The sequence below is a fragment of the Streptomyces sp. NPDC037290 genome, assembly GCF_055603245.1.
Genome location: NZ_JBVJVZ010000006.1, coordinates 192195 through 214552 on the forward strand (window position 1 = coordinate 192195; position 22358 = coordinate 214552).

Consider the following 22358-nt stretch of genomic DNA (forward strand, 5'->3'; position numbering starts at 1 on the left):
TCACAGGTCGGAGCGGGTTCTCACGCGGAGACATTCCCGGTCGACCGCGTTCTCGTGTGACACTGCATGCGGCGGCGACCGCACGACGGTTCGAGCGTGTGACGTCTGGGTACGTCAACCCGGCGCGCCCTCTTCCCATTTGGGCCCGCAAACCCTCTAGACACGGAGCGTATACACAGCTTTACTGTGAGTGACGCCAGGGGGGTTGGGGTCCCGGGACAGGAACGTTCGGAGCGCGATAGCGTCACCGCGGAACCACGTACGCGTTACCCCGGGGGGCGACCCTCGGCCCCGTAGAGCTTGTACCACCATGGAGGTGAGGGTGTCCCAGATCGCAGGCGAGCCCACGGCGAATCAGGACTTCGTGGAAGTCCGGCTGCCGGCTGCGGGTGCCTACCTGTCGGTGCTGCGGACGGCCACGGCCGGTCTGGCGGCCCGCTTGGACTTCACCCTGGACGAGATCGAGGACCTGCGCATCGCCGTGGACGAGGCCTGCGCGATCCTGCTCCAACAGGCAGTGCCCGGCTCCGTGCTCAGCTGTGTCTTCCGGCTCGTCGACGACTCGCTGGAGGTCACGGTCGCGGCGCCGACCACGGACGGTCACGCCCCGTCGCGGGACACCTTCGCCTGGACCGTGCTGTCGGCCCTCGCGGGCAAGGTCTCGTCCGCCGTCGACGAGGACAAGACCGTGTCGATCAGCCTCTACAAACAGCGCGGCGCGGGTCCCGGGCCGGCGTGAGGAACGGGGACGGTCCGGTGCGGGACGAAGAGCGCGGCACACGGGAGCTGCCGGCCGGGGACGGGGGTGCCCCCTGGTCGAGCGCGGGCGAGATCTCCGAGGAGGCCCCTCGGGACGGTTCCCGGCGCATGGCGGACGGCATCGACGGCATCCCCGAGCAGGCCAGACCGCACCCGGAGGACGACTCCACGCGGGCCGGCGGTGACGGTTCCGTCGAGGACGCCCCCGGGGAGGGGCCCCGCGCGGCGGCCAGGGCTCGGGGAAGGGCTACGGGCGGGACGATGAGCGAGCACGAGCGCAACGCCGAGGACGACGCGCTGGGCGCGGAGGCCGTGCAGGCCGCACAGCACGGCCCCCAGGACCGCAGCGGGGCGCGGGCGATGTTCATCGAGCTGCGCACGCTGAGCGCGGGCAGCGCGGAGTACGCGGAGCTGCGCAACCAGCTGGTCCGCATGCACCTGCCGCTCGTGGAGCACCTGGCGCGCCGCTTCCGCAACCGCGGCGAGCCGCTGGACGACCTCACGCAGGTCGCCACGATCGGCCTGATCAAGTCCGTCGACCGGTTCGACCCGGAACGCGGCGTGGAGTTCTCCACGTACGCCACCCCGACCGTCGTCGGCGAGATCAAACGGCACTTCCGCGACAAGGGCTGGGCCGTGCGCGTGCCACGCCGTCTGCAGGAGCTGCGGCTCGCGCTGACCACGGCGACGGCCGAGCTGTCCCAGCTGCACGGCCGCTCCCCCACGGTCCACGAGCTGGCCGAGAAGCTCGCGATCTCCGAGGAGGAGGTCCTGGAGGGCCTGGAGTCCGCCAACGCGTACTCCACCCTGTCCCTGGACGTCCCCGACACCGACGACGAGTCCCCCGCGGTCGCCGACACCCTCGGCGCGGAGGACGAGGCGCTGGAGGGCGTGGAGTACCGGGAGTCGCTGAAGCCGCTGCTGGAGGATCTCCCGCCGCGCGAGAAGCGGATCCTGCTGCTGCGCTTCTTCGGGAACATGACCCAGTCGCAGATCGCGCAGGAGGTCGGCATCTCCCAGATGCACGTCTCCCGGCTGCTGGCCCGCACGCTGGCCCAGCTGCGGGAGAAGCTGCTCGTGGAGGAGTGAGCGCTATTCGGCGCGGCCCGGTCCCTTGATGCCGAGGGCCCGGGTCGTCTCGCCGTTGACGAGCAGCACCAGCGCCGCCACGGCGACGGCCGTGAGGGCGATACCGGCCGGGATGGCCACACTGTCGGCGTGGATCAGGTTGTACGCGATCGGCAACGCCAAGAGCTGCGTGATCACCGCGGGGCCGCGGCTCCAGCTGCGCCGCAGCAGCAGTCCGCGCGCGGCGAGCAGCGGCAGCAGCGCGAGTACGGCCAGCGTGATCCCCAGGGTCACGGCCTGCTGCCGGCCGTCCGGCTCACCGGTGATCCCGAGCACGAGCACCCACAGCCCACCGACCCCGAGGGCGGCACCCTCCAGCGCGGCCAGCGCGGCGGCCCAGGCCAGCCGGCGGGGACGCGGACCGGCGGCGGCTTCGGCGGAGTCCTGGGCGGGGTTCTGCTCACTGCTCACCCCAGAAGGGTAGCCGCCAGACCGGTGCGGGCAGGGGCGGGTCCCGCTTGCCGCACCCCGGGTGTCCGGTCTCACGCCCCGGCCTCTTACCGGATCCCTACCTCGGTCTGGGCCCGGTACCCCCCAGTAGGTACGCTGCCATCCATGCGTGCACTTCTCGTGGTCAATCCGGCGGCAACCACCACAAGCGCACGCAGGCGCGACGTCCTGATCCACGCGCTGGCGAGCGAGATGAAGCTGGAGGCGGTCACCACCGAGTACCGCGGCCATGCGCGCGACCTCGGCCGGCAGGCGGCGGACAGCGACGACATCGACCTCGTCGTGGCCCTCGGCGGCGACGGCACGGTCAACGAGGTCGTCAACGGCCTCCTGCACGCCGGCCCCGACCCCGGGCGCCTGCCCGGTCTCGCCGTCGTCCCGGGCGGCTCCACGAACGTCTTCGCCCGCGCCCTGGGGCTGCCCAACGACCCGGTCGAGGCGACCGGCGCCCTGCTGGACGCCCTGCGCGAGGGCGGCGAGCGGGTCGTCGGACTCGGGCTGGCCTCGGGCACGCCGGGCACCGAGGACGAGGCGGTCCCGGACCGCTGGTTCACCTTCAACGCCGGGCTCGGTTTCGACGCGGGCGTGGTCGGCCGGGTCGAGCAGCAGCGCGAGCAGGGCAAGAAGTCGACGCACGCGCTGTACGTACGCCAGGTGATCCGGCAGTTCCTCGGCGAGCCGAACCGCCGGCACGGCGCGATCACGCTGGAGCGTCCCGGCGAGGACCCGATCAGTGATCTTGTGGTCGCCATAGTCTCGAACACGTCCCCGTGGACGTATCTCGGCAATCGCCCCATGTACACGTCGCCTAAGGCCTCGTTCGATACGGGCGTCGACGTGCTCGGTCTCAGCCGCCTGTCGACGGCCGCGGTTGCCCGGTATGGCACCCAGTTGCTCACTTCGTCCCCCGAGCGCGGACCCCATGGCAAGCACGTGGCCTCACTGCACGATCTGGACCAGTTCACCTTGCATTCCAAGGCGCCTCTCCCCCTCCAGATGGACGGTGACCACCTCGGGCTGCGTACGAGCGTGACGTTCACAGGCGTACGCCGTGCACTGCGTGTGATTGTGTGAGCGGAACGGGCCAAAGTCCTTTCACTCGAACGTTTAGGCCAGGATCCACCCCATGGAAGTACGGCTGTGACCTAGTCGACACCGAGGAATCAAAAAAAACTTTCCGGAAGGGGTTGTATCCGTCGCTGAGGTTTGCGAGTCTCTACGTGGCGATCGGGACGGCCCGCAACACCGGCCTCCACTGATCACCGGAACCCCTCTTCAAACCAAGGACCACGCCGGGGAAGACTCGGCGGTCGGCCCTTCACTTGTTGAGGGATTCGTGAAAGCGTTCACATTCACAAGCAATCTGCATGTAATACCAAGGAGAGGTAGCAGCCATGGACTGGCGTCACAACGCCGTTTGCCGCGAGGAAGACCCCGAGCTCTTCTTCCCCATCGGCAACACCGGTCCTGCGCTGCTGCAGATCGAGGAAGCCAAGGCCGTCTGCCGTCGCTGCCCGGTGATCGAGCAGTGTCTGCAGTGGGCGCTCGAGTCCGGTCAGGACTCCGGCGTCTGGGGTGGTCTCAGCGAGGACGAGCGCCGCGCCATGAAGCGCCGCGCCGCCCGCAACCGGGCCCGTCAGGCCTCCGCCTGACACACCCACCCCTGCTGACAGCCTGAGCTTGGCGGCGCGTGCAGCACGTACGCATCTCCCGCCCCCGAGCCGCAGCGCGCAGTATCCCCCGATGCCGCTAGCGATATAGCAGAGCAGCAACGAGCACGAGCCTCGGACCGATGACGGTCCGGGGCTTTTTGCTGTGCTCACGCTACTTCTGCGCCCGCACCGGAATGTCGAGGATCACCCTGGTCCCCCGGCCCGGCGCCGGCACCATGTCGAACGAGCCGCCCAACTCGCCCTCCACCAGCGTCCGTACGATCTGCAGCCCGAGATTGCCCGAGCGGTGCGGGTCGAAGTCCTCGGGCAGGCCGACGCCGTCGTCCTGGACGGTGACGAGGAGGCGGGCCTCCTTCGTCGTACCGCCACGGACGGCCGAGACCTCGACCGTGCCGGTGTCGCCCTCGCGGAAGCCGTGCTCCAGGGCGTTCTGCAACACCTCGGTGAGGACCATCGACAGCGGGGTGGCGACCTCGGCGTCGAGGATCCCGAAGCGCCCGCTGCGCCGGCCGGTCACCTTGCCCGGCGAGATCTCGGCGACCATCGCCAGCACGCGGTCGGCGATGTCGTCGAACTCCACGCGCTCGTCCAGGTTCTGAGACAGCGTCTCATGCACGATGGCGATCGAGCCGACGCGGCGGACCGCCTCCTCCAGGGCTTCCCGGCCGCGCTCGGACTCGATGCGCCGGGCCTGCAGCCGCAGCAGCGCGGCGACCGTCTGGAGGTTGTTCTTCACCCGGTGGTGGATCTCCCGGATGGTCGCGTCCTTGGTGATCAACTCGCGCTCGCGGCGCCGCAGTTCGGTGACGTCCCGGCACAGCACCAGGGAACCGATCCGGGTGCCCTTCGGTTTGAGCGGGATCGCCCGGAACTGGATCACCCCGTCGTTGGCCTCGATCTCGAACTCACGCGGCGCCCAGCCGCTGGCCACCTTGGCGAGCGCCTCGTCCACCGGCCCCCGGGTCGGGGCGAGTTCGGCGGTGGTCTGTCCGAGGTGCTGGCCGACCAGGTCGGCGGCGAGGCCGAGCCGGTGGTACGAGGACAGGGCGTTCGGGGACGCGTACTGGACGACGCCGTCCGCGTCCAGCCGGATCAGACCGTCACCGACGCGCGGCGAGGCGTCCATGTCGACCTGCTGGTTCGGGAAGGGGAAGGAGCCGGCCGCGATCATCTGGGCCAGGTCGGAGGCGCTCTGGAGGTAGGTCAGCTCCAGGCGGCTCGGGGTGCGGACGGTCAGCAGGTTGGTGTTGCGGGCGATCACACCGAGGACGCGGCCCTCACGCCGTACGGGGATGGACTCGACCCGTACGGGGACCTCTTCGCGCCACTCCGGGTCGCCCTCGCGCACGATCCGGCCCTCGTCCAGCGCCGCGTCCAGCATGGGCCGGCGGCCGCGCGGGACGAGGTGGCCGACCATGTCGTCCTGGTAGGAGGTCGGGCCGGTGTTGGGGCGCATCTGGGCCACCGAGACGTACCGGGTGCCGTCGCGGGTGGGGACCCACAGGACCAGGTCGGCGAAGGAGAGGTCGGAGAGCAGCTGCCACTCCGAGACCAGCAGGTGGAGCCACTCGAGGTCGGAGTCGTCGAGGGCGGTGTGCTGGCGGACCAGTTCGTTCATGGAGGGCACGTGTGCGAGCGTACCCGCGGGCCTCAGGTGGCCGGAAAAACACCCGCGGGCCGCGGCGCCTGGAAGGGACCCTCAACCCTCCCGGCACCGCAGCCCGGAGCATCATCGGCCACGGGGTGTGCGGTCCCGGTCGGCCGAAGGTCGAGGAGCCGGGGCAGTCAGGGCAGAGAGCGCCGGTTCCTCGGTCCGCCTTCCTGTGCGGGGAAGACGGAGGCTTTTCGCGTCGATGCGTTCGTGTCGATTGTGGACTAGACCACAAGGATGTGTCCATGGCCTTGTCGGCATGCACGACTGATGGCACCCGATGCCACGCAGCCTAGCCCGCCTCGGTCAGCCGTGGGGCCAGATGGCCATGGCAATTTCCGCGAGTGCCTCCAGTTCCGCCCGGTCCGCTCCGTCGCGCGCCTGCTGGGACATGCCCTGGATCATCGCGCCTGTGCAACGGGCGAGGGCGGCGGCATCGGTGCCGGCCGGGAGCCGCCCGGCCGCGACGTCCGCCCGGATCCGGGAGGCGAGGGCGGCGATGGTGCCGTTGCGGCGCTCACGCAGCAGCTCCTCGACCTCGGGGCTGGTGCAGTTGGTGGCGGCGTGCACCACGAGGCAGCCGTACGGGTGCGCGGGGTCGGTGTACTCGGCGGCGGCCTCGCGCAGCGTGCGCTCGACGGCCGCACGGGCGGTGGGCTCCTCGGCGAGGGCGCGGTCGACGAAGGCGCCGTGGGTGGCGGTGTAGACCCGGACGACCTCCTCGAAGAGGGTCCGCTTGTCACCGAAGGCCGCGTACAGGCTCGGTGCCCCGATGCCCATGATCCGGGTGAGACCGGAGACCGAGGTGGCCTCGTAGCCGTGCTCCCAGAAGGCCATGAGCGCCTTCTCCAGCGCGGTGGCCCGGTCGAAGGAACGCGGCCGGCCGCGCCCCTTCGGCGTCCTGACCTGCTCTTCCGTCTGCGCGCGCGCCACCATGGAGGCCATTTTATAGCGGACCCTAGAGAAATGACCCCGCCGTGCCGCACCCAGAGTTTCCCGGATCTTCCGCGTTCCGCACCTCCACGGCCGAACGCCGCTTCTGTTAGATTGGTCTAAACCACATGGAGACGCACAGAGCCCACTTCAGAACGGCAGGCCCAGCGTGGAAGTTGTCATCGTTCCGGACGCCGCGGCGGGTGGCGAGCTGATCGCCGAGGCAATGGCCCAGCTGCTGCGACGCAAGCCCGACGCCCTGCTCGGCGTGGCCACCGGCTCCACCCCGCTGCCCGTCTACCAGGCGCTGACCGCGAAGGTCCGCTCCGGCGCCGTCGACACCTCGCGGGCGCGCATCGCCCAGCTCGACGAGTACGTGGGGCTGCCCGCCGACCACCCCGAGTCCTACCGCTCGGTGCTGCGCCGGGAGGTGCTGGAGCCGCTCGGCATCGGCATGGACGCGTTCCTCGGACCCGACGGCACCGCCCAGGACGTCCAGGCGGCGTGCGAGGCCTACGACCGCGCGCTCACCGAGGCCGGCGGAGTGGACCTGCAGCTGCTCGGCATCGGCACCGACGGGCACATCGGCTTCAACGAGCCCTGCTCCTCGCTCGCCTCGCGCACCCGGATCAAGACGCTGACCGAGCAGACCCGCGTCGACAACGCCCGCTTCTTCGACGGCGACATCGAGCAGGTCCCGCACCACGTCATCACCCAGGGCATCGGCACCATCCTGGAGGCCCGGCACCTGGTGCTGCTGGCGACCGGCGAGGGGAAGGCGGACGCGGTCGCCGCGACCGTCGAGGGACCGGTCGCGGCCGTGTGCCCGGCCTCCGCGCTGCAGCTCCACCCGCACGCCACGGTGGTCGCCGACGAGGCCGCGGCGTCCAAGCTGAAGCTGGCCGACTACTTCCGGCACACCTTCGCCCACAAGCCGGACTGGCAGGGGATCTAGGCTCGTAGGCCTAGACCAGTCCGGATCGCGACGGTATAGAGAGGAGATCACGGAGCGTGCGGGTGGCATCCTGGGAAAGGAACCCGTGCCACGATGTGATCCGTGGCCGATGTCAGTCGGTCGCTTTCGGCATCCGGAGCCGGGAAGGCAGAGCATGAGCACCGACGTCAGCAGTGCGGAGACCGAGGCCGGCACGACCGTCCGTACGGCGCGCGTGCCCAAGTACTACCGCTTGAAGAAGCACCTGCTCGACATGACGGAGACGCAGGCCCCGGGCACGCCGGTGCCGCCCGAGCGCACGCTGGCCGCCGAGTTCGACACCTCCCGCACCACCGTCCGCCAGGCCCTGCAGGAACTGGTGGTGGAGGGCCGGCTCGAACGCATCCAGGGCAAGGGCACCTTCGTCGCCAAACCCAAGGTCTCCCAGGCGCTCCAGCTCACCTCCTACACCGAGGACATGCGCGCACAGGGTCTGGAGCCGACCTCGCAGCTGCTGGACATCGGCTACATCACCGCCGACGACCGGCTCGCCGGGCTGCTCGACATCGCCGCCGGCGGCCGCGTGCTGCGCATCGAGCGGCTGCGCATGGCCAACGGCGAGCCGATGGCCATCGAGACCACGCACCTGAGCGCCAAGCGCTTCCCGGCACTGCGCCGCTCCCTGGTGAAGTACACCTCCCTGTACACCGCCCTCGCCGAGGTCTACGACGTCCACCTCGCCGAGGCCGAGGAGACCATCGAGACCTCGCTGGCCACCCCGCGCGAGGCCGGCCTGCTCGGCACCGATGTGGGCCTGCCGATGCTGCTGCTCTCCCGCCACTCCCTGGACCGCGAGGGCAAGCCGGTGGAGTGGGTGCGGTCCGTCTACCGAGGCGACCGGTACAAGTTCGTCGCGCGCCTCAAGAGGCCCGTCGAGTAAGGCTCGTGGCCGTTCGCTGAATCGATATACCGATATACGGACGAGGTCTTCCACTGGCCCGACACCGTCACCTAGATTGCCTGCGCATTACACAGGTGATCAGCGAGGGGACGGAGAGCCGTGGCATGTCCGAAACACCTGAAGTGAGACCACCGGTCGTCACGCCGGCCCGGGTGATCATCGCCCTCTGCCTCGTCGCACCCTTCGTGGCGATGCTCTGGGTCGGCTCCTACGCCAAGACGGACCCGGCCTTCATCGGGATCCCGTTCTTCTACTGGTACCAGATGCTCTGGGTGCTGATCTCCACCGCGCTCACCCTGCTCGCGTACCAGCTGTGGCAGCGCGACCAGCGCGCCCGCGCCGTACGGAAGGGCGGTGAGGCGAAGTGAAGAACGGCGTCAACGGCGTCGCGCTCGGCGTCTTCATCTTCTTCTTCCTGGCCGTCACGGTCATGGGCTTCCTCGCCGCACGCTGGCGCAGGGCCGAGAACGAGCACTCGCTGGACGAATGGGGCCTGGGCGGACGGTCGTTCGGCACCTGGATCACCTGGTTCCTGCTCGGCGGCGACCTGTACACGGCGTACACCTTCGTCGCCGTACCGGCGGCGGTCTACGCGGCGGGCGCGTCCGGCTTCTTCGCGGTGCCGTACACGATCCTGGTCTACCCGCTGATCTTCACCTTCCTGCCGCGCCTGTGGTCGGTGTCCCACAAGCACGGCTACGTGACGACCTCGGACTTCGTCCGTGGCCGCTTCGGCTCCAAGGGACTGTCGCTGGCCGTGGCGCTGACCGGCATCCTGGCGACGATGCCGTACATCGCGCTCCAACTCGTCGGCATCCAGGCGGTGCTGGACGTGATGGGCGTCGGCGGCGGTGACAACACCAACTGGTTCGTGAAGGACCTGCCGCTGCTGATCGCCTTCGGTGTGCTGGCGGCGTACACCTACTCCTCCGGCCTGCGCGCCCCCGCCCTGATCGCATTCGTCAAGGACGCGCTGATCTACATCGTCATCGCGGTGGCGATCATCTACATCCCGATCAAGCTGGGCGGCTTCGACGACGTCTTCGCCAAGGCGGGCCACGCGCTCAGCCAGGTGAACCCGGCGACGGGCAAGCCGCGCGGGGCGCTCGCCCCGCCACAGGCGGGCCAGTGGACGTACGCCACGCTGGCGCTGGGCTCCGCGCTCGCGCTGTTCATGTACCCGCACTCGATCACCGCGACCCTGTCGTCCAGGAGCCGTGAGGTGATCCGCCGCAACACCACGATCCTGCCGCTGTACTCCCTGATGCTCGGCCTGCTGGCGCTGCTGGGATTCATGGCGATCGCGGCCGGGGTCAAGGTCACCAACGGGCAGCTGGCGATCCCGCAGCTGTTCGAGGACATGTTCCCGGACTGGTTCGCGGGCGTGGCGTTCGCGGCGATCGGCATCGGGGCGCTGGTGCCGGCGGCGATCATGTCGATCGCGGCGGCGAACCTCTTCACCCGGAACATCTACAAGGACTTCATCAAGCCGGATGCCACGCCGAAGCAGGAGGCACAGGTCTCGAAGTTCGTGTCGCTGCTGGTGAAGGTCGGCGCGCTGGTCTTCGTCCTCACCATGGACAAGACGGTCGCGATCAACTTCCAGCTCCTCGGCGGCATCTGGATCCTGCAGACGTTCCCGTCCCTGGTCGGCGGCCTGTTCACGCGCTGGTTCCACCGCTGGGCCCTGCTGGGCGGCTGGGCGGTCGGCATGGTGTACGGCACGGTCGCCGCGTACGGCGTCGCCTCGCCGACGCAGAAGCACTTCGGCGGCTCGGCGAAGGAGATCCCCGGCATCGGCGAGATCGGCTACATCGGCCTGACGGCGTTCGTCCTCAACGTCACCGTGGCCGTGGTCCTCACCGTCGTCCTCAGGGCCGTCAAGGCCCCCGAGGGCGTCGACGAGACCAGGCCGGAGGACTACACGGCGGACGCGGGTGACCCCGGCGTGCAGGCGGAAATGCCGCCGGCGACGGCGGGGGCGGGCCACTAGGTCCTGTCCGGCACGAGTCACCAGCACCGCGCAGCGGGCCGCCGAACCCCAGACACACGGCGGCCCGCTGCCGTTTCCCCCCGAACACCGATCCCTCACCGGCCCGGCGGACGCCAGTCCCCTACAGGCCCTGCCGGACGCCGATCCACAATTGCCCCTGCCCGGCACCACTCTCCAACTGACCCCAGCGACTCACCAGGACGACCTGGGGACGTCCCCGCCGTCGCCGAAGCGGACGCCAGCGCTGCGGCCGAGTGAGTACAGGCCGGAGGCCAGGGCCGCCATGTGATCCGCGCTGTCGATGTCGAGACCGTGTACCGGTCCCGCCGACGCCAGCCACCACCAACCCTGTCCGACGCCGGCCACGCACCACTCCCGCCGCATGCCAGCCCCCCCCCCCCCCCCCCCCACCGGCCCGCCCGAGGCCAGCCACCACGACCCCGGGCGCCAGCCACCCCCGCCCCTTCCAGACGTCAGCCCCTCAACCAGTCCCGCCCACGCCAGCCCCACCAACCTCCAGACACCCCTCCCCCACCGACCCGCCCAACACCAGCCTCCACCGGCCCCCCGGACGCCCGGCCCCACCGACCCTGTCCGACGCCGGCCACCACCAGCCCCTCCAGACGCCACCCGTCCTGCTCCCGGCGGCCGGCGCTGTCCGGCAGCTCCCACAGGCACAGCGCCTGGAGCAGGTTGAGCTGGGCGTACCAGCAACGGCTCTGCTGCAGTACGGTCTCCGCCTGCCGGATCAGGTCGGCACGGGCGCCGGGGTAGGTGTGCGGGTGGCGCGTGCGCCGGTTGGCCGCGTACTTGAAGCCCTGGGCCAGGGCGGTCTCCAGGGCGAGCGGCAGATCGGGGGTGCCGCCGGTCTGCCGCGGGTCCAGGTGGCGCAGCCACTTGGTGAGGCGTTCGCGGGCCTCGTCACGATGGGCGTCGTCGACGGAGCCCAGGAGCATGGGGATCATCCAGGCCCGCATGACGAACTCCCGCAGGAGCGCGACACGTTGCTCCCGGTAGCGCCGGTTGACCGCCCGCCGCCGGCGCTGCAGCCGGTCGATGAGGTCGGCCCGGGACGAGGCGCGGGCGGCCCTCGCCCTGCGCATGTCCGCCGCCCACACGGCGTACCGCTGTCTCTTCCAGGTCTTCAGGTCGCCGACCTTCTTGTTGTACTCCTGCACCGGGTCGGTGTGCACACCGATCTTCTCGCGGACCACGGCGAACGCCGGGTTGCCGCCGCTGCCGAACTCCTGGGCGGCCGCCAGGCGTATGGCGTACCAGGGCTCCTCCATGCCCATCTCGAACAGCTCCCGGTACAGCGCCGTCGTGTCGACCCTGCCGGAGACGGACCGCAGCGCCGTACCGAGCTGCCTGAGCAGTCCGAGCTTCGCCTCCTCCAGGGTGCGCTGGTCCCCCTTGAAGCTCCGCCACCTGAGGTGCACCGTGCGGACGATGTCGTCGAGCAGCTTCGGGGTGTCCTCCACGCTCTCGACCTCCAGGGCCGCCGTGTACAGGTCGAGGGCCTTCGGGTCGGCGGGGCGGCGGTTGGCGGCCGTCAGGAGCCGGTGGGCCATGGGGCGCCCGTGCACGGGAGCCCGCCGCCACCGCTCCCTCAGTTCCCGCTTCAGCTCGGTGGTGACACCGCCGTGCACGGCGGAGCGGTCCGCCGCCCGCCGGCGGGACAGCAGCACCAGGGAGATGAGCAACTCCCGGCTGGGACCGGGTGGTTGCAGCGCCTGCTCGATCAGCTCCCCGGCATCGCGCTCTCCCAGGCGGTACAGCATGCGGTAGCCGAAGTACGCCTGGATGATGCTGTGCGGGAAGCGGACCTTCTGCTCGAAGCCCTCCACCAGCCTCAGCTTGTCGGCATGGCTCGCGAAGCGGGCCATGACGGCGTGGCACTGGCCCAGGTTCCCCTCCCGCAGCCTCCTGCTCACCTCCCCGCTCACCCGGGCGCAGAGCAGGTTCCAGACCCGCTCGCGGTGCCACTCGGAGAAGGCGTTCCCGCGCTTGCCGTACCGGTCGAAGCCCCGCTGCTCCCAGAGGTGTTCGGCCTGCGCCCGCACCCGCCGGGCCCGGCCGGGGTGGACGTCCCGGTCCAGCAGCTCCGTGAAGCCGACCTCCAGCGTGTCCTGGAGCAGTCCGGTACAGGCCAGGGCGGAGACCACCTCCAGGGTGTCGCGGCGCTCCCGCGGCCCCAGTGCCACGTCCTCGCGCAGCAGGCCCTCCAGCAGCGCCCGCTCCCATGTCTCCAGCAGCCACAACCGCAGCTGACTGCGGTCCCAGCTGCGGGTGTCCAGCCGCCGCGGGTCGTTGCGCCGGTCGCGCTCCAGGGCGCCGTGGTGGTGCAGCTCCCGGGCGATGTGCAGATAGATGGGCGACTCGGTCACCTCCGCCGTCTCCACGATCCAGTCCAGGCGGCGCTCGTCGGTGTCCGGCATGTGCGCCTTGACGAAGTGGAGCGCCGCCTCCTCGCTCAACGGTTCCAGCTCCACGATGGCGGCGGGGGTGCTCTCCAGCGGGCTGTGCGGCCGGGAGGCGATGACGAGGGGCAGTTTCTCCTCGTGGGCACGCTCGATGGCCTTGCGGATGATGTTGTTCCGGTCCTCCTGGAGATCCTCGTCGAGGACGGCCTCCTCCAGGCCGTCGGCGATGACGACCACCTTGTCGTCGGCGAGCAGCTGCTGCCAGACCCGCTCCGTCTTGGTGCGCGCCAGGATGCCCTGGGGCGCTTCCTCGGCGAAGCGCTGTCTGGCCATGCGCTCGAAGTTCAGGCCGGGGCCGGTGGCGTCCCGCAGCCGGATCGGCACGGGTACGGCGCGCTGCTCCGCCAGCAGTTCGGTGAGCCGCACCAGGACGGCGGTCTTGCCCACCCCCACGCCGCCGACGAGCAGGTACGGGCGGCGGGTGTCGCGGTCGCGCAGCCGCTGGGCGATGACCTGGGCGACCTCCTCCCGGCCGACGATCTCGGCGATGTCCGGCCCGGCGGTGACCACCAGGTCCTGTGGTCTGCGGCGTGCCTTCGCGAGATAGCGGCGCTTGGTCCAGCCGTACCACCAGAACAGGAAGACCGCGGCGGCGAGCGAGGCGGCGAGGACGGGGCCGACGAAGCGAAGGAGGGCGTCGAACCCCTGGTTGTTCTTCCGCCATGTCTCGAACCACGTCGAGTGGTGGGCCACCAGGATGTAGACGCCCTCTCCGATCCAGGCGAGGACGGTGAGCGCGGCCAGGGCCCAGACGACCCTGGTGGCATTGGTGTAGGAGAACCATCTGCGCCACTTCCTGGGCCGGGTGGTGTCCTGGCGGGCTTCCCAACGGACCGTCAGTCGGTGCCAGTGGCGCAGGTACACGCGTCGGCCCCGGCGGCCGAGCCCCCTCAGGGGGAGGGTCGCCATGGGCGCGTTGCGCGGTCGCTCCTTGCCCGGCGGGCGGCGCACGACCTTGGGCATGGTGCGCTCTCCTCCCAGAGCTGCTCGGGACGGAGGACCCCCGGTGGTGCCGGCACCCACCTTCCATGGAAACACGCACGGCCCGACCCGCAACCCGGCCGCCGCGCGGGACCGGTGAGTTGACGCTCCGAAGCCACCGCACCACACAACAGACACAACATCTGGGGGTGCCACGACAGCCCGGCACTAGATGTATGCTCATGCTCGCTGTCGCCGCAGGGGAATCCGGTGCGAATCCGGAACTGTCCCGCAACGGTGTACTTGTGCCTGCCCGCCCCAAAGGTGCCTGCATCGCACAGGAGTCAGTCCGAGGACCTGCCGACAGCGCGCCCGGCCGTCCGGTCCGGGTGTCCCGATACGTCCGGGCCTCGTGGAATGGGCCGGTGGACGCGACGCCGTGTGCGCTCGTGGCTGCCCCCTGTCCTCCGCAAGGCCCCCGTGCCGAGCGAGGGAGAGCCCCACGTGACCATCGCGCCAGCAGATCCGGCTTCAGCCAGCGGCCTGGAGACCGACGGTCCCGGTACCGCGCTGCTGCGTACCCTGACCGAGCTGACCGCCGACCTCCCCGACGCCGACCCCGGCCGGGTCGCCGCCGCCGCCCTGCGCGGCCGGTCGGCGCACGCTGACGAGGCGGAGTTGCGCGAGCTGGCCACGGAGGCCGCCGCCGGGCTCATCTCGGAGGACCCCGCCTACTCCCGGCTGGCCGCCCGGCTGCTGACCCTCTCCATCCGCGCCGAGGCCGCCTCGCAGGGCGTGACGTCCTTCACCGAGTCCGTGGCCGTGGGGCACCGCGAGGGGCTCATCGCCGACCGGACCGCCGAGTTCGCCCGGCTGCACGCCGAGCCGCTCGACGCGCTGATCGACCGCCAGGCCGACGACCGCTTCGGCTACTTCGGCCTGCGCACCCTGTACAGCCGCTACCTCCTGCGGCACCCGATCACCCGCAAGGTCATCGAGACGCCGCAGCACTTCATGCTGCGGGTCGCGAGCGGCCTGGCCGAGGACGACACGACCCGTTCCGTCGACGAGGTCGCCGCGCTCTACCGGCTCATGAGCCGGCTCGACTACCTCCCGTCCTCCCCCACCCTCTTCAACTCCGGCACGCGGCACCCCCAGATGTCGTCCTGCTACCTGCTCGACTCCCCGCTGGACGAGCTGGACTCCATCTACGACCGCTACCACCAGGTGGCCCGGCTCTCGAAGCATGCCGGCGGCATCGGTCTGTCGTACTCCCGGATCCGCAGCCGCGGTTCGCTGATCCGCGGCACCAACGGGCACTCCAACGGCATCGTGCCGTTCCTGAAGACCCTGGACGCCTCGGTGGCCGCGGTGAACCAGGGCGGCCGGCGCAAGGGCGCCGCGGCGGTCTACCTGGAGACCTGGCACTCCGACCTCGAGGAGTTCCTGGAGCTGCGGGACAACACCGGTGAGGACGCCCGCCGTACGCACAACCTGAACCTCGCGCACTGGGTCCCGGACGAGTTCATGCGCCGGGTCAACGCCGACGCGCAGTGGTCGCTGTTCTCCCCGGCGGACGTGCCGGAGCTGGTCGACCTGTGGGGCGAGGAGTTCGACGCGGCCTACCGCAAGGCCGAGGCGGCGGGCCTGGCGAAGAAGACCATGCCGGCCCGTGAGCTGTACGGCCGGATGATGCGCACGCTCGCGCAGACCGGCAACGGCTGGATGACCTTCAAGGACGCCGCCAACCGCACCGCCAACCAGACGGCCCTGCCCGGTCACGTGGTCCACTCCTCCAACCTCTGCACGGAGATCCTGGAGGTCACGAACGACGGCGAGACCGCGGTCTGCAACCTGGGCTCCGTCAACCTGGGTGCCTTCGTCGACCCGGCTTCCCAGGACATCGACTGGGAGCGGCTGGACGAGACGGTCCGCACGGCCGTCACCTTCCTCGACCGGGTCGTGGACATCAACTTCTACCCGACCGAGCAGGCGGGCCGGTCCAACGCCAGATGGCGTCCCGTGGGCCTCGGCGCGATGGGTCTGCAGGACGTCTTCTTCAAGCTGCGCCTGCCCTTCGACTCGCCGGAGGCGAAGCGGCTCTCCACGCGGATCGCCGAGCGGATCATGCTCGCCGCCTACGAGGCGTCCGCCGACCTCGCCGAGCGCAGCGGCCCGCTGCCGGCCTGGGAGAAGACCCGTACGGCCCGGGGCGTGCTGCACCCCGACCACTACGACGTGGAGCTGACCTGGCCCGAGCGCTGGGCGGCCCTGCGCGAGCGGATCGGACGCGTCGGCATGCGCAACTCGCTGCTCCTCGCGATCGCGCCGACCGCGACCATCGCCTCCATCGCGGGCGTGTACGAGTGCATCGAGCCCCAGGTGTCGAACCTGTTCAAGCGCGAGACGCTGTCCGGCGAGTTCCTGCAGGTCAACTCCTACCTGGTGCAGGACCTGAAGAACCTCGGCGTGTGGGACGCCCGCACCCGCGAGGCGCTGCGCGACGCGAACGGCTCGGTGCAGGACTTCGCCTGGATCCCCGAGGAGGTACGCCGGCTGTACCGCACGGCCTGGGAGGTCCCGCAGCGCGGCCTGATCGACATGGCCGCGGACCGCACCCCGTTCCTGGACCAGTCGCAGTCCCTGAACCTCTTCATGGAGACGCCCACCATCGGCAAGCTCTCCTCGATGTACGCGTACGCCTGGAAGTCCGGTCTGAAGACCACGTACTACCTGCGCTCCCGCCCGGCGACCCGGATCGCGCGCGCCGCCCGGGCGCAGAGCGGGACGACCATCCCCGTCCAGCAGGCCGCCGATCCCGAGGCCGTCGCCTGCTCCCTGGAAAACCCCGAGTCCTGCGAGGCCTGCCAGTAATGACCACCCGTAACACCAATCTCCTCGACCCGGGCTTCGAGCTGACCCTGCGTCCCATGCGCTACCCGGACTTCTACGAGCGCTACCGGGACGCCATCAAGAACACCTGGACCGTGGAGGAGGTCGACCTCCACTCGGACGTCGCCGACCTCGCGAAGCTGACCCCGGCCGAGCAGCACCTGATCGGCCGGCTGGTGGCCTTCTTCGCGACGGGCGACTCGATCGTCGCGAACAACCTGGTCCTGACGCTGTACAAGCACATCAACTCCCCGGAGGCGCGCCTGTACCTGTCGCGCCAGCTGTTCGAGGAGGCCGTGCACGTCCAGTTCTACCTGACCCTGCTGGACACCTACCTCCCCGACCCGGAGGACCGGGCGGCGGCCTTCGCGGCCGTCGAGAACATTCCCTCCATCCGCGAGAAGGCCGCGTTCTGCTTCAAGTGGATGGACTCGGTCGAGAAGCTCGACCGCCTTCAGACGCGGGCCGACCGCCGGCGCTTCCTGCTCAACCTCATCTGCTTCGCCGCGTGCATCGAGGGCCTGTTCTTCTACGGCGCCTTCGCGTACGTCTACTGGTTCCGCAGCCGGGGTCTGCTGCACGGTCTCGCCACGGGCACCAACTGGGTGTTCCGCGACGAGACGATGCACATGTCCTTCGCCTTCGACGTCGTCGACACCGTCCGCAAGGAGGAGCCGGACCTCTTCGACGACGAGCTCGGGCAGCAGGTGACGGACATGCTGCGCGAGGCGGTCGAAGCGGAGCTCCAGTTCGCCCGCGACCTGTGCGGGGACGGCCTGCCCGGCATGAACACCGAGTCGATGCGGCAGTACCTGGAGTGCGTCGCCGACCAGCGCCTCACCCGCCTCGGCTTCGCCCCGGTGTACGGCTCGGAGAACCCCTTCTCCTTCATGGAGCTGCAGGGCGTCCAGGAGCTGACGAACTTCTTCGAGCGCCGCCCGTCGGCGTACCAGGTGGCGGTCGAGGGCACCGTCGACCTGGACGAGGACTTCTGAGCCCGCCGGTCACACCTGCCGGCGCGCGTTCCGGGGCCCGGGGGCCCCGCGAGCGCGCGCCGGTATCAGGCGGACCTGGCGGTCCTACCAGGGCATCGGCCTCAGCAGCAGGTCGTGCGGGCGCAGCGTGATGCCCACCCGCGTGCTGTCGTTCGACCCGGCGACCTGCTCGAAGCGGTACTTCGCCGAGATCGCCGCGGTGATCAGGCTCAGCTGGGTCATGGAGAAGTGGTCGCTGGGGCACTTGCGGTTGCCGACGCTGAAGGGGCTCATGGCGTACTTCGGCACCTCCTGGGCCCGCTCCGGCAGCCACCGGTCGGGGTCGAAGTCGAGGTGCCGTTCGTAGGAGCGGGCGTCACGCTGGATCGCGTACGGGCTGTAGACGATGTCCGCCCCGGCGGGAATGCGATAGCCGCCGAGTTCGGTGTCGGTGACCGCGCGCCGCGTCAATATCCATACGGCGGGCCTGAGCCGCATGGCCTCGACGACGACATTGTTGGTGTGCGTGAGCGCGCGAACGTGCTCGAATCCGACCGGCCGGCCGCCGGTCACGGATTCGACCTCGGTCCGTACCTTCTCGGCGTGTTCCGGGTGTTCCGCGAGAACCTGCAGCAGCCACATGATCGTGGACGCCACCGTTTCGCTTCCGGGGGTGAGTATCGCGACGACCTGGTCGTGGATCTCCTGTTCCCCGATGGGCTCGCCATTGTCGTCCTTTGCCTCCAGCAATGCTGTCAGCAAATCGTCCGGCTTTTGACCAGATGCCCTCCGCTCAGCGACGATCTCGTCGACCAGCAGATGCAAATCGGCCAGGGCCCGGTTGAATTCGCGGTTGGCCGGGAACGGCAGCCGGTACAGGGGTCCGAGCGGGACGACCATCCGGCGGTACATGCCCCGGAAGACGCTGGCGAGGTCGATGCTCAGCCGCTCGGCGCGCTCGTCCATGTACTCGCCGCGCAGCAGGCAGCGGGCGGCGATGCGCACGGCGACCCGGAAGGACTCGGAGGTGCAGTCGATGGTCTCGCCGGGCCGCCAGCGCCGGGTCAGGGCGTGCGCCTCCTCCTCCATGACCGGGCCATAGTTGGGGATCGCGTCCAGCCGGAACGCGGGCTGGATGGTGCGCCGCTGGCGCCGGTGCCGGGGGCCGTTGGCGGTGGCCACGCCCTCCTTGCCGAGCAGGCCTTCGAGGGACTCCCAGAGCGGTCCGTCGATCTTGAAGTCGGTGCTGAGCGCCAGCGCGCCGGTCAGCTCCGGGGTGGTGACGGCGTACACCGTCTTGGGGCCGAGCTTGAGGCGTACGACGTCGCCGTGGTCGCGGAGCCGGGACATGAAGGCGAGCGGATCGCGGACCAGTTTCAGGCCGTGCCCGAGAACCGGCACGGCGCCTGCGGCCAGGGGCGGTTCGCGCAGTTCGGTGGCCTCGGAGCTCAGGGGCTGCGCAGACTGGACGGTCATGACTCTCCTGCCGCTTCGTTCGTGACGTACGGGGGCGTGGACCGGTCGTCCCAGGTCTCGACCATGTACCGGCCGGACTCGTGGTGGAACCAGTAGACGGAGCTGAACCAGTTGCGCATATTGCCGACGCAGGCGCGGACCGCGGCGCTCAGTTCCTTTCCGTGGACCGTTCCGTCGGCGAGGCCGTCGGCGAACCGCAGGGCTTCCTGCTCGACCTCCAGGAATTCGCTGACGCATTCCTCGACCCGCCGCCTGACTTCGTCCACCGCTTCTTCGAGAGCCAGCCCCTCATGGGTGATGAGACTGATTCCGAGATTGTGGACGTCATCGCCCGCTATTTCCTTCGGCAGCGAGCACAGGTCGTTGTACCAGGCGGCGAATTCCTGACTGAGCAGCGCGGCCCGGCGGTAGACCGGATTTTCCCGCACCGCGTCCGGGAGTTCACATCCGGCGCTCGGTTCGAGCAGGTCCGTCCATATCCAGTGCGCGAAGGTGAGCCGGCGCAGGGCGAGGTATTCCTCGACGCCGGGTATGTATCCCTCGGTTCGATTGCGGAACTCGCGGTCGTAGGCCTCGATCACCGCGTGGAAGTGCCGGGCGAACCGCAGGTTCCAGGTGTGCGGCAGGAAGCCGTACAGCCGCAGCACGCTGTCCGCGAACCCGGCGACCAGCGGGTCCGGGTGGTGCAGATGGTGCCGGGGTGCGTCGAGGGCCGCGTGCAGGCGGTACCTCAGCCGCCGCCAGGCACCCACCCGGCCGTGGACGACGTAGCGGTCGTGGTGGTCGTCCCAGACGAAGAACCAGGCACTGTAGTCGGCGATGGCCTGCATGACCTCGTCGGGAGCGCCGAGGTAGTAGCCCGCCATGAGGTCCGTGTAGCACAGTCCGTCGGCATATTCCTGCACCTTGTCCGCCGGCATGAGCCGTTTTTCCAGCAGCCAGAGCCGTGTCGTGTGCTGGAGCCGCGGCCAATACGGATGCAGTTGCCGGGGAAAGGCGGACTCGATCACCGGGAGTGCCAGTGAAGGTGGTACGACGACCGCCGTCGGCGTCGCTGTGGTGCTGTGTGGGAAAGCTTGCACGAACAAACCCCTCTCAGCCGCCAGGAGCGCATGCCCCTCTCCGCTTGTGCCGGGCGTGCGCCGTTGCGTATCCCCGCACTTACATTCAGCACCACAACTGACCGTCATGGGAACGGATTTGCTTCACTCACTACCCCGAGGCTGCCGAGAATCCCGCCTTGTGTGACCGATTAAGGATCACAACGAGGGCAGAAGGGATCGGTTGTACGACGCACGGACGAGCGAGCGAGGGCATACGAAGGGCGCCCGACCGGGAGTGATCCCCGCCGGGCGCCCCAACGGCCGCGTGCCGCCTAGTCGTTGGCGACCACGGGGTAACGTGGCTCATTCTCGGCCATCTGCCGCAGCGCGTCCTTGCGGTCCCGCTTGGACAGCCGGTCGATGTACAGGTAGCCGTAGAGATGGTCGGTCTCGTGCTGCAAACAGCGTGCGAAGTAGCCGGTGCCGCGCACCTTGATCGGGTTGCCCTGTTCGTCCTGGCCGGTGACCTCGGCGTAGTCGGGACGCGCGAGCGGCGCGTACGCCGTCGGCACGGACAGGCAGCCCTCGTTGCTGTCGTCCAGCCGGCGCCGGTCGGCGGGCAGGTCGACCAGCTTCGGGTTGCACACCACGCCGACGTGCCGGACGCCCTCGTCGTCCTGGCAGTCGTAGACGAAGACCTTCAGGTCGACACCGATCTGGTTGGCGGCCAGGCCCACGCCCTCGGCGGTGCGCTGGCTGGCGAACATGTCGGCGACCAGCTGCCGCAGCTCCTCGCCGAACTCGGTGACGTCCTTGCACTCCTTGTGCAGCACCGGGTTGCCGACGACCGTGATCGGCCGCGAGGTCCCGCGCTCCCGCCAGGCCTTCTCGCGCCCCTCGCAGTCCTCCGTGTCGACGACATAGCCCTCGTCGTCGACGGGGAGCACGCCCGCGTGCTGCTGATCGGTGTCCTGCTGCGCCATGACCGACGTACGCCTTCCTGCAAGCCTGGAAAATTCTGCGAGTACAGCCTAAAGGGGGCCGGTCACCGGCTGCTCAGCAAACCTCTTCGAGATCCCGCCAGTCCCGGGAGTCCGGGCTGTCCGCGACCCACCCGTCCAGCAGCCCCCGGACCAGCGAGGCCGGTGCGGCCACCCCGCACTCACGCTCGGGCACCCACAGCTGCCCGTCCGTCCGGTGCCCCAGCGGGCCGGGGTGCCCCGGCTCGCTGTGATCGTGCGGGTCGAGATGCACACCCTCGCCCTCGTCCGACGGCATCCGCGACTCCGAACACATCCGGCACAGCAGCCGCACCGAGGACGACCAGTCCTCCGCCGCGAACCCCGCGTCGGCGGCCAGCTGCTCCAGCGCGTCCCGGTCCGCCTCGGTCGCCGCCTCCAGCAGGACCACCCAGGTCGGAACGGGCGAGGGCGCCCACAGCTCGATCTCGTCGAACACCGGGTAGGAGTGCCCGGCGGACGTGGTGCGCTCGCCGTGCGGAACTCCGTCGTGCAGCACGACCTCGCCCCAGCGCCGCCCGGACGAGGGAAGCGGGATGGACAGCACCTCCAGCCGCGCGGGGTCCAGCCGGCGGCCCCACACGACCTCGGCCTCGCCCTCGGGTGAGAGCCGTACGGCCGCGCTGCCCAGTTCCATGCCGAGGGGCTCGGCGGAGGCGGCGGCACCCCCGGGCACCTTCAGCCCGTACGCCTGCCAGGCGCGGCGGGCCAGCGGCCAGTCCTGCAGGGCGGTGGCGGCGATGCCGACGTTCCACCAGTCGGGCGCGCCGGTCTCCCGGTCCAGCAGGGCGACCGCGCGCAGCCCGGCGGCGCGGGCCTGCTCCCAGTCGTGCCGGAACTTGTGCAGCAGTGCGAGGTTGAACCAGGACTCCGACAGCCAGGGCTCCAGGTCGGCGGCCCGTGTCAACAGCTCGCCCGCGTCCTCGTACCGGCCGTCGCCGATCAGCGTGAACGCACGGTCGGTGGCCTGCCGCCAGGAGGCGGAGGGCCGGTGCCGTCCCTTGCCGAAGATCCTCACGATTCCCGCCTGCCAGTTCCAGTTCCGCTCAGTGGGCTGGCTTGTGCCCC

At 70.1% G+C, this 22358-nt stretch carries 18 protein-coding genes, 1 pseudogene and 1 riboswitch; of the genes and pseudogenes, 10 read left to right on the forward strand and 9 right to left on the reverse strand.

Going from position 1 to position 22358, the window contains the following annotated elements:
* Nucleotides 1-322 precede the first annotated feature (322 nt).
* Both ACZ7HQ_RS22745 and ACZ7HQ_RS22750 read left to right on the forward strand, forming a co-directional pair.
* Entirely contained in the window at nt 323-739 is a 417-nt protein-coding gene (locus tag ACZ7HQ_RS22745) for an ATP-binding protein (RefSeq protein WP_031163342.1), read from the forward strand.
* Nucleotides 736-1848: an RNA polymerase sigma factor SigF gene (locus ACZ7HQ_RS22750; RefSeq protein WP_470992762.1), complete on the forward strand. Its 1113-nt coding sequence runs from the start codon at nt 736-738 to the stop codon at nt 1846-1848. Before ACZ7HQ_RS22745 ends, ACZ7HQ_RS22750 begins: the two co-directional genes overlap by 4 nt.
* Nucleotides 1849-1851: 3 nt before the next feature.
* Here the strand turns inward: ACZ7HQ_RS22750 and ACZ7HQ_RS22755 are convergent, their stop codons facing one another.
* Nucleotides 1852-2298 (reverse strand): hypothetical protein, encoded by a 447-nt coding sequence (locus tag ACZ7HQ_RS22755; RefSeq protein ID WP_470992765.1) that lies wholly within the window; start codon nt 2296-2298, stop codon nt 1852-1854.
* A 144-nt stretch (nt 2299-2442) separates the two neighbouring features.
* Between ACZ7HQ_RS22755 and ACZ7HQ_RS22760 the strand changes: the two genes are divergently transcribed.
* Together ACZ7HQ_RS22760 and ACZ7HQ_RS22765 are read left to right on the forward strand one after the other, a co-directional pair.
* The gene (locus tag ACZ7HQ_RS22760) at nt 2443-3411 is read left to right on the forward strand and encodes a diacylglycerol/lipid kinase family protein (RefSeq protein WP_470992768.1); all 969 of its coding nucleotides are present in this window, start codon (nt 2443-2445) and stop codon (nt 3409-3411) included.
* A 320-nt stretch (nt 3412-3731) separates the two neighbouring features.
* Entirely contained in the window at nt 3732-3989 is a 258-nt protein-coding gene (locus ACZ7HQ_RS22765; RefSeq protein WP_003992873.1) for a WhiB family transcriptional regulator, read from the forward strand.
* Between the two features lie 172 nt (nt 3990-4161).
* Here the strand turns inward: ACZ7HQ_RS22765 and ACZ7HQ_RS22770 are convergent, their stop codons facing one another.
* A complete protein-coding gene (locus tag ACZ7HQ_RS22770; RefSeq protein ID WP_470992771.1) occupies nt 4162-5637 on the reverse strand; it encodes a sensor histidine kinase in 1476 nt (491 codons plus the stop codon).
* Between the two features lie 330 nt (nt 5638-5967).
* Entirely contained in the window at nt 5968-6597 is a 630-nt protein-coding gene (locus tag ACZ7HQ_RS22775; protein ID WP_470992774.1) for a TetR/AcrR family transcriptional regulator, read from the reverse strand.
* Between the two features lie 166 nt (nt 6598-6763).
* Here ACZ7HQ_RS22775 and nagB point away from each other — a divergent pair, with 166 nt between their 5' ends.
* From nagB to mctP, 4 genes are all read left to right on the forward strand, one after another.
* Entirely contained in the window at nt 6764-7549 is a 786-nt protein-coding gene (nagB, locus tag ACZ7HQ_RS22780) for a glucosamine-6-phosphate deaminase (protein ID WP_470992777.1), read from the forward strand.
* Nucleotides 7550-7703: 154 nt separating this feature from the next.
* Nucleotides 7704-8468, forward strand: a complete 765-nt coding sequence (locus tag ACZ7HQ_RS22785; RefSeq protein ID WP_470992780.1) for a GntR family transcriptional regulator — start codon at nt 7704-7706, stop codon at nt 8466-8468.
* Nucleotides 8469-8593: 125 nt separating this feature from the next.
* Entirely contained in the window at nt 8594-8857 is a 264-nt protein-coding gene (locus ACZ7HQ_RS22790; RefSeq protein WP_470992784.1) for a DUF3311 domain-containing protein, read from the forward strand.
* Entirely contained in the window at nt 8854-10482 is a 1629-nt protein-coding gene (mctP, locus tag ACZ7HQ_RS22795) for a monocarboxylate uptake permease MctP (RefSeq protein WP_470992787.1), read from the forward strand. The genes ACZ7HQ_RS22790 and mctP overlap by 4 nt, the downstream gene beginning before the upstream one ends.
* A gap of 210 nt (nt 10483-10692) precedes the next feature.
* Here mctP and ACZ7HQ_RS22800 read toward each other — a convergent pair.
* A pseudogene (locus tag ACZ7HQ_RS22800) lies at nt 10693-10800 on the reverse strand (roadblock/LC7 domain-containing protein); the annotation flags it as partial.
* Nucleotides 10801-10955: 155 nt separating this feature from the next.
* Nucleotides 10956-13928 (reverse strand): NACHT domain-containing protein, encoded by a 2973-nt coding sequence (locus ACZ7HQ_RS22805; protein WP_470992790.1) that lies wholly within the window; start codon nt 13926-13928, stop codon nt 10956-10958.
* A 194-nt stretch (nt 13929-14122) separates the two neighbouring features.
* A riboswitch (cobalamin riboswitch) is annotated at nt 14123-14265 on the forward strand.
* 125 nt (nt 14266-14390) lie between these two features.
* On the opposite strand from ACZ7HQ_RS22805, the gene ACZ7HQ_RS22810 reads away from it, so the two are divergent.
* Both ACZ7HQ_RS22810 and ACZ7HQ_RS22815 read left to right on the forward strand, forming a co-directional pair.
* On the forward strand, nt 14391-16760 hold the full coding sequence (locus ACZ7HQ_RS22810) for a ribonucleoside-diphosphate reductase subunit alpha (RefSeq protein WP_470992793.1): 2370 nt from the start codon (nt 14391-14393) through the stop codon (nt 16758-16760).
* Entirely contained in the window at nt 16760-17773 is a 1014-nt protein-coding gene (locus ACZ7HQ_RS22815) for a ribonucleotide-diphosphate reductase subunit beta (RefSeq protein ID WP_470992796.1), read from the forward strand. The genes ACZ7HQ_RS22810 and ACZ7HQ_RS22815 overlap by 1 nt, the downstream gene beginning before the upstream one ends.
* Before the next feature lie 84 nt (nt 17774-17857).
* Here the strand turns inward: ACZ7HQ_RS22815 and ACZ7HQ_RS22820 are convergent, their stop codons facing one another.
* From ACZ7HQ_RS22820 to ACZ7HQ_RS22835, 4 genes are all read right to left on the reverse strand, one after another.
* Entirely contained in the window at nt 17858-19228 is a 1371-nt protein-coding gene (locus ACZ7HQ_RS22820; RefSeq protein WP_470992799.1) for a bifunctional albaflavenone monooxygenase/terpene synthase, read from the reverse strand.
* Nucleotides 19225-20310, reverse strand: a complete 1086-nt coding sequence (gene cyc1, locus ACZ7HQ_RS22825) for an epi-isozizaene synthase (RefSeq protein WP_470992801.1) — start codon at nt 20308-20310, stop codon at nt 19225-19227. Before cyc1 ends, ACZ7HQ_RS22820 begins: the two co-directional genes overlap by 4 nt.
* A gap of 293 nt (nt 20311-20603) precedes the next feature.
* Entirely contained in the window at nt 20604-21254 is a 651-nt protein-coding gene (gene def / locus ACZ7HQ_RS22830; protein WP_470992804.1) for a peptide deformylase, read from the reverse strand.
* Between the two features lie 73 nt (nt 21255-21327).
* The gene (locus tag ACZ7HQ_RS22835) at nt 21328-22308 is read right to left on the reverse strand and encodes a hypothetical protein (RefSeq protein ID WP_191871517.1); all 981 of its coding nucleotides are present in this window, start codon (nt 22306-22308) and stop codon (nt 21328-21330) included.
* Nucleotides 22309-22358 lie beyond the last annotated feature (50 nt).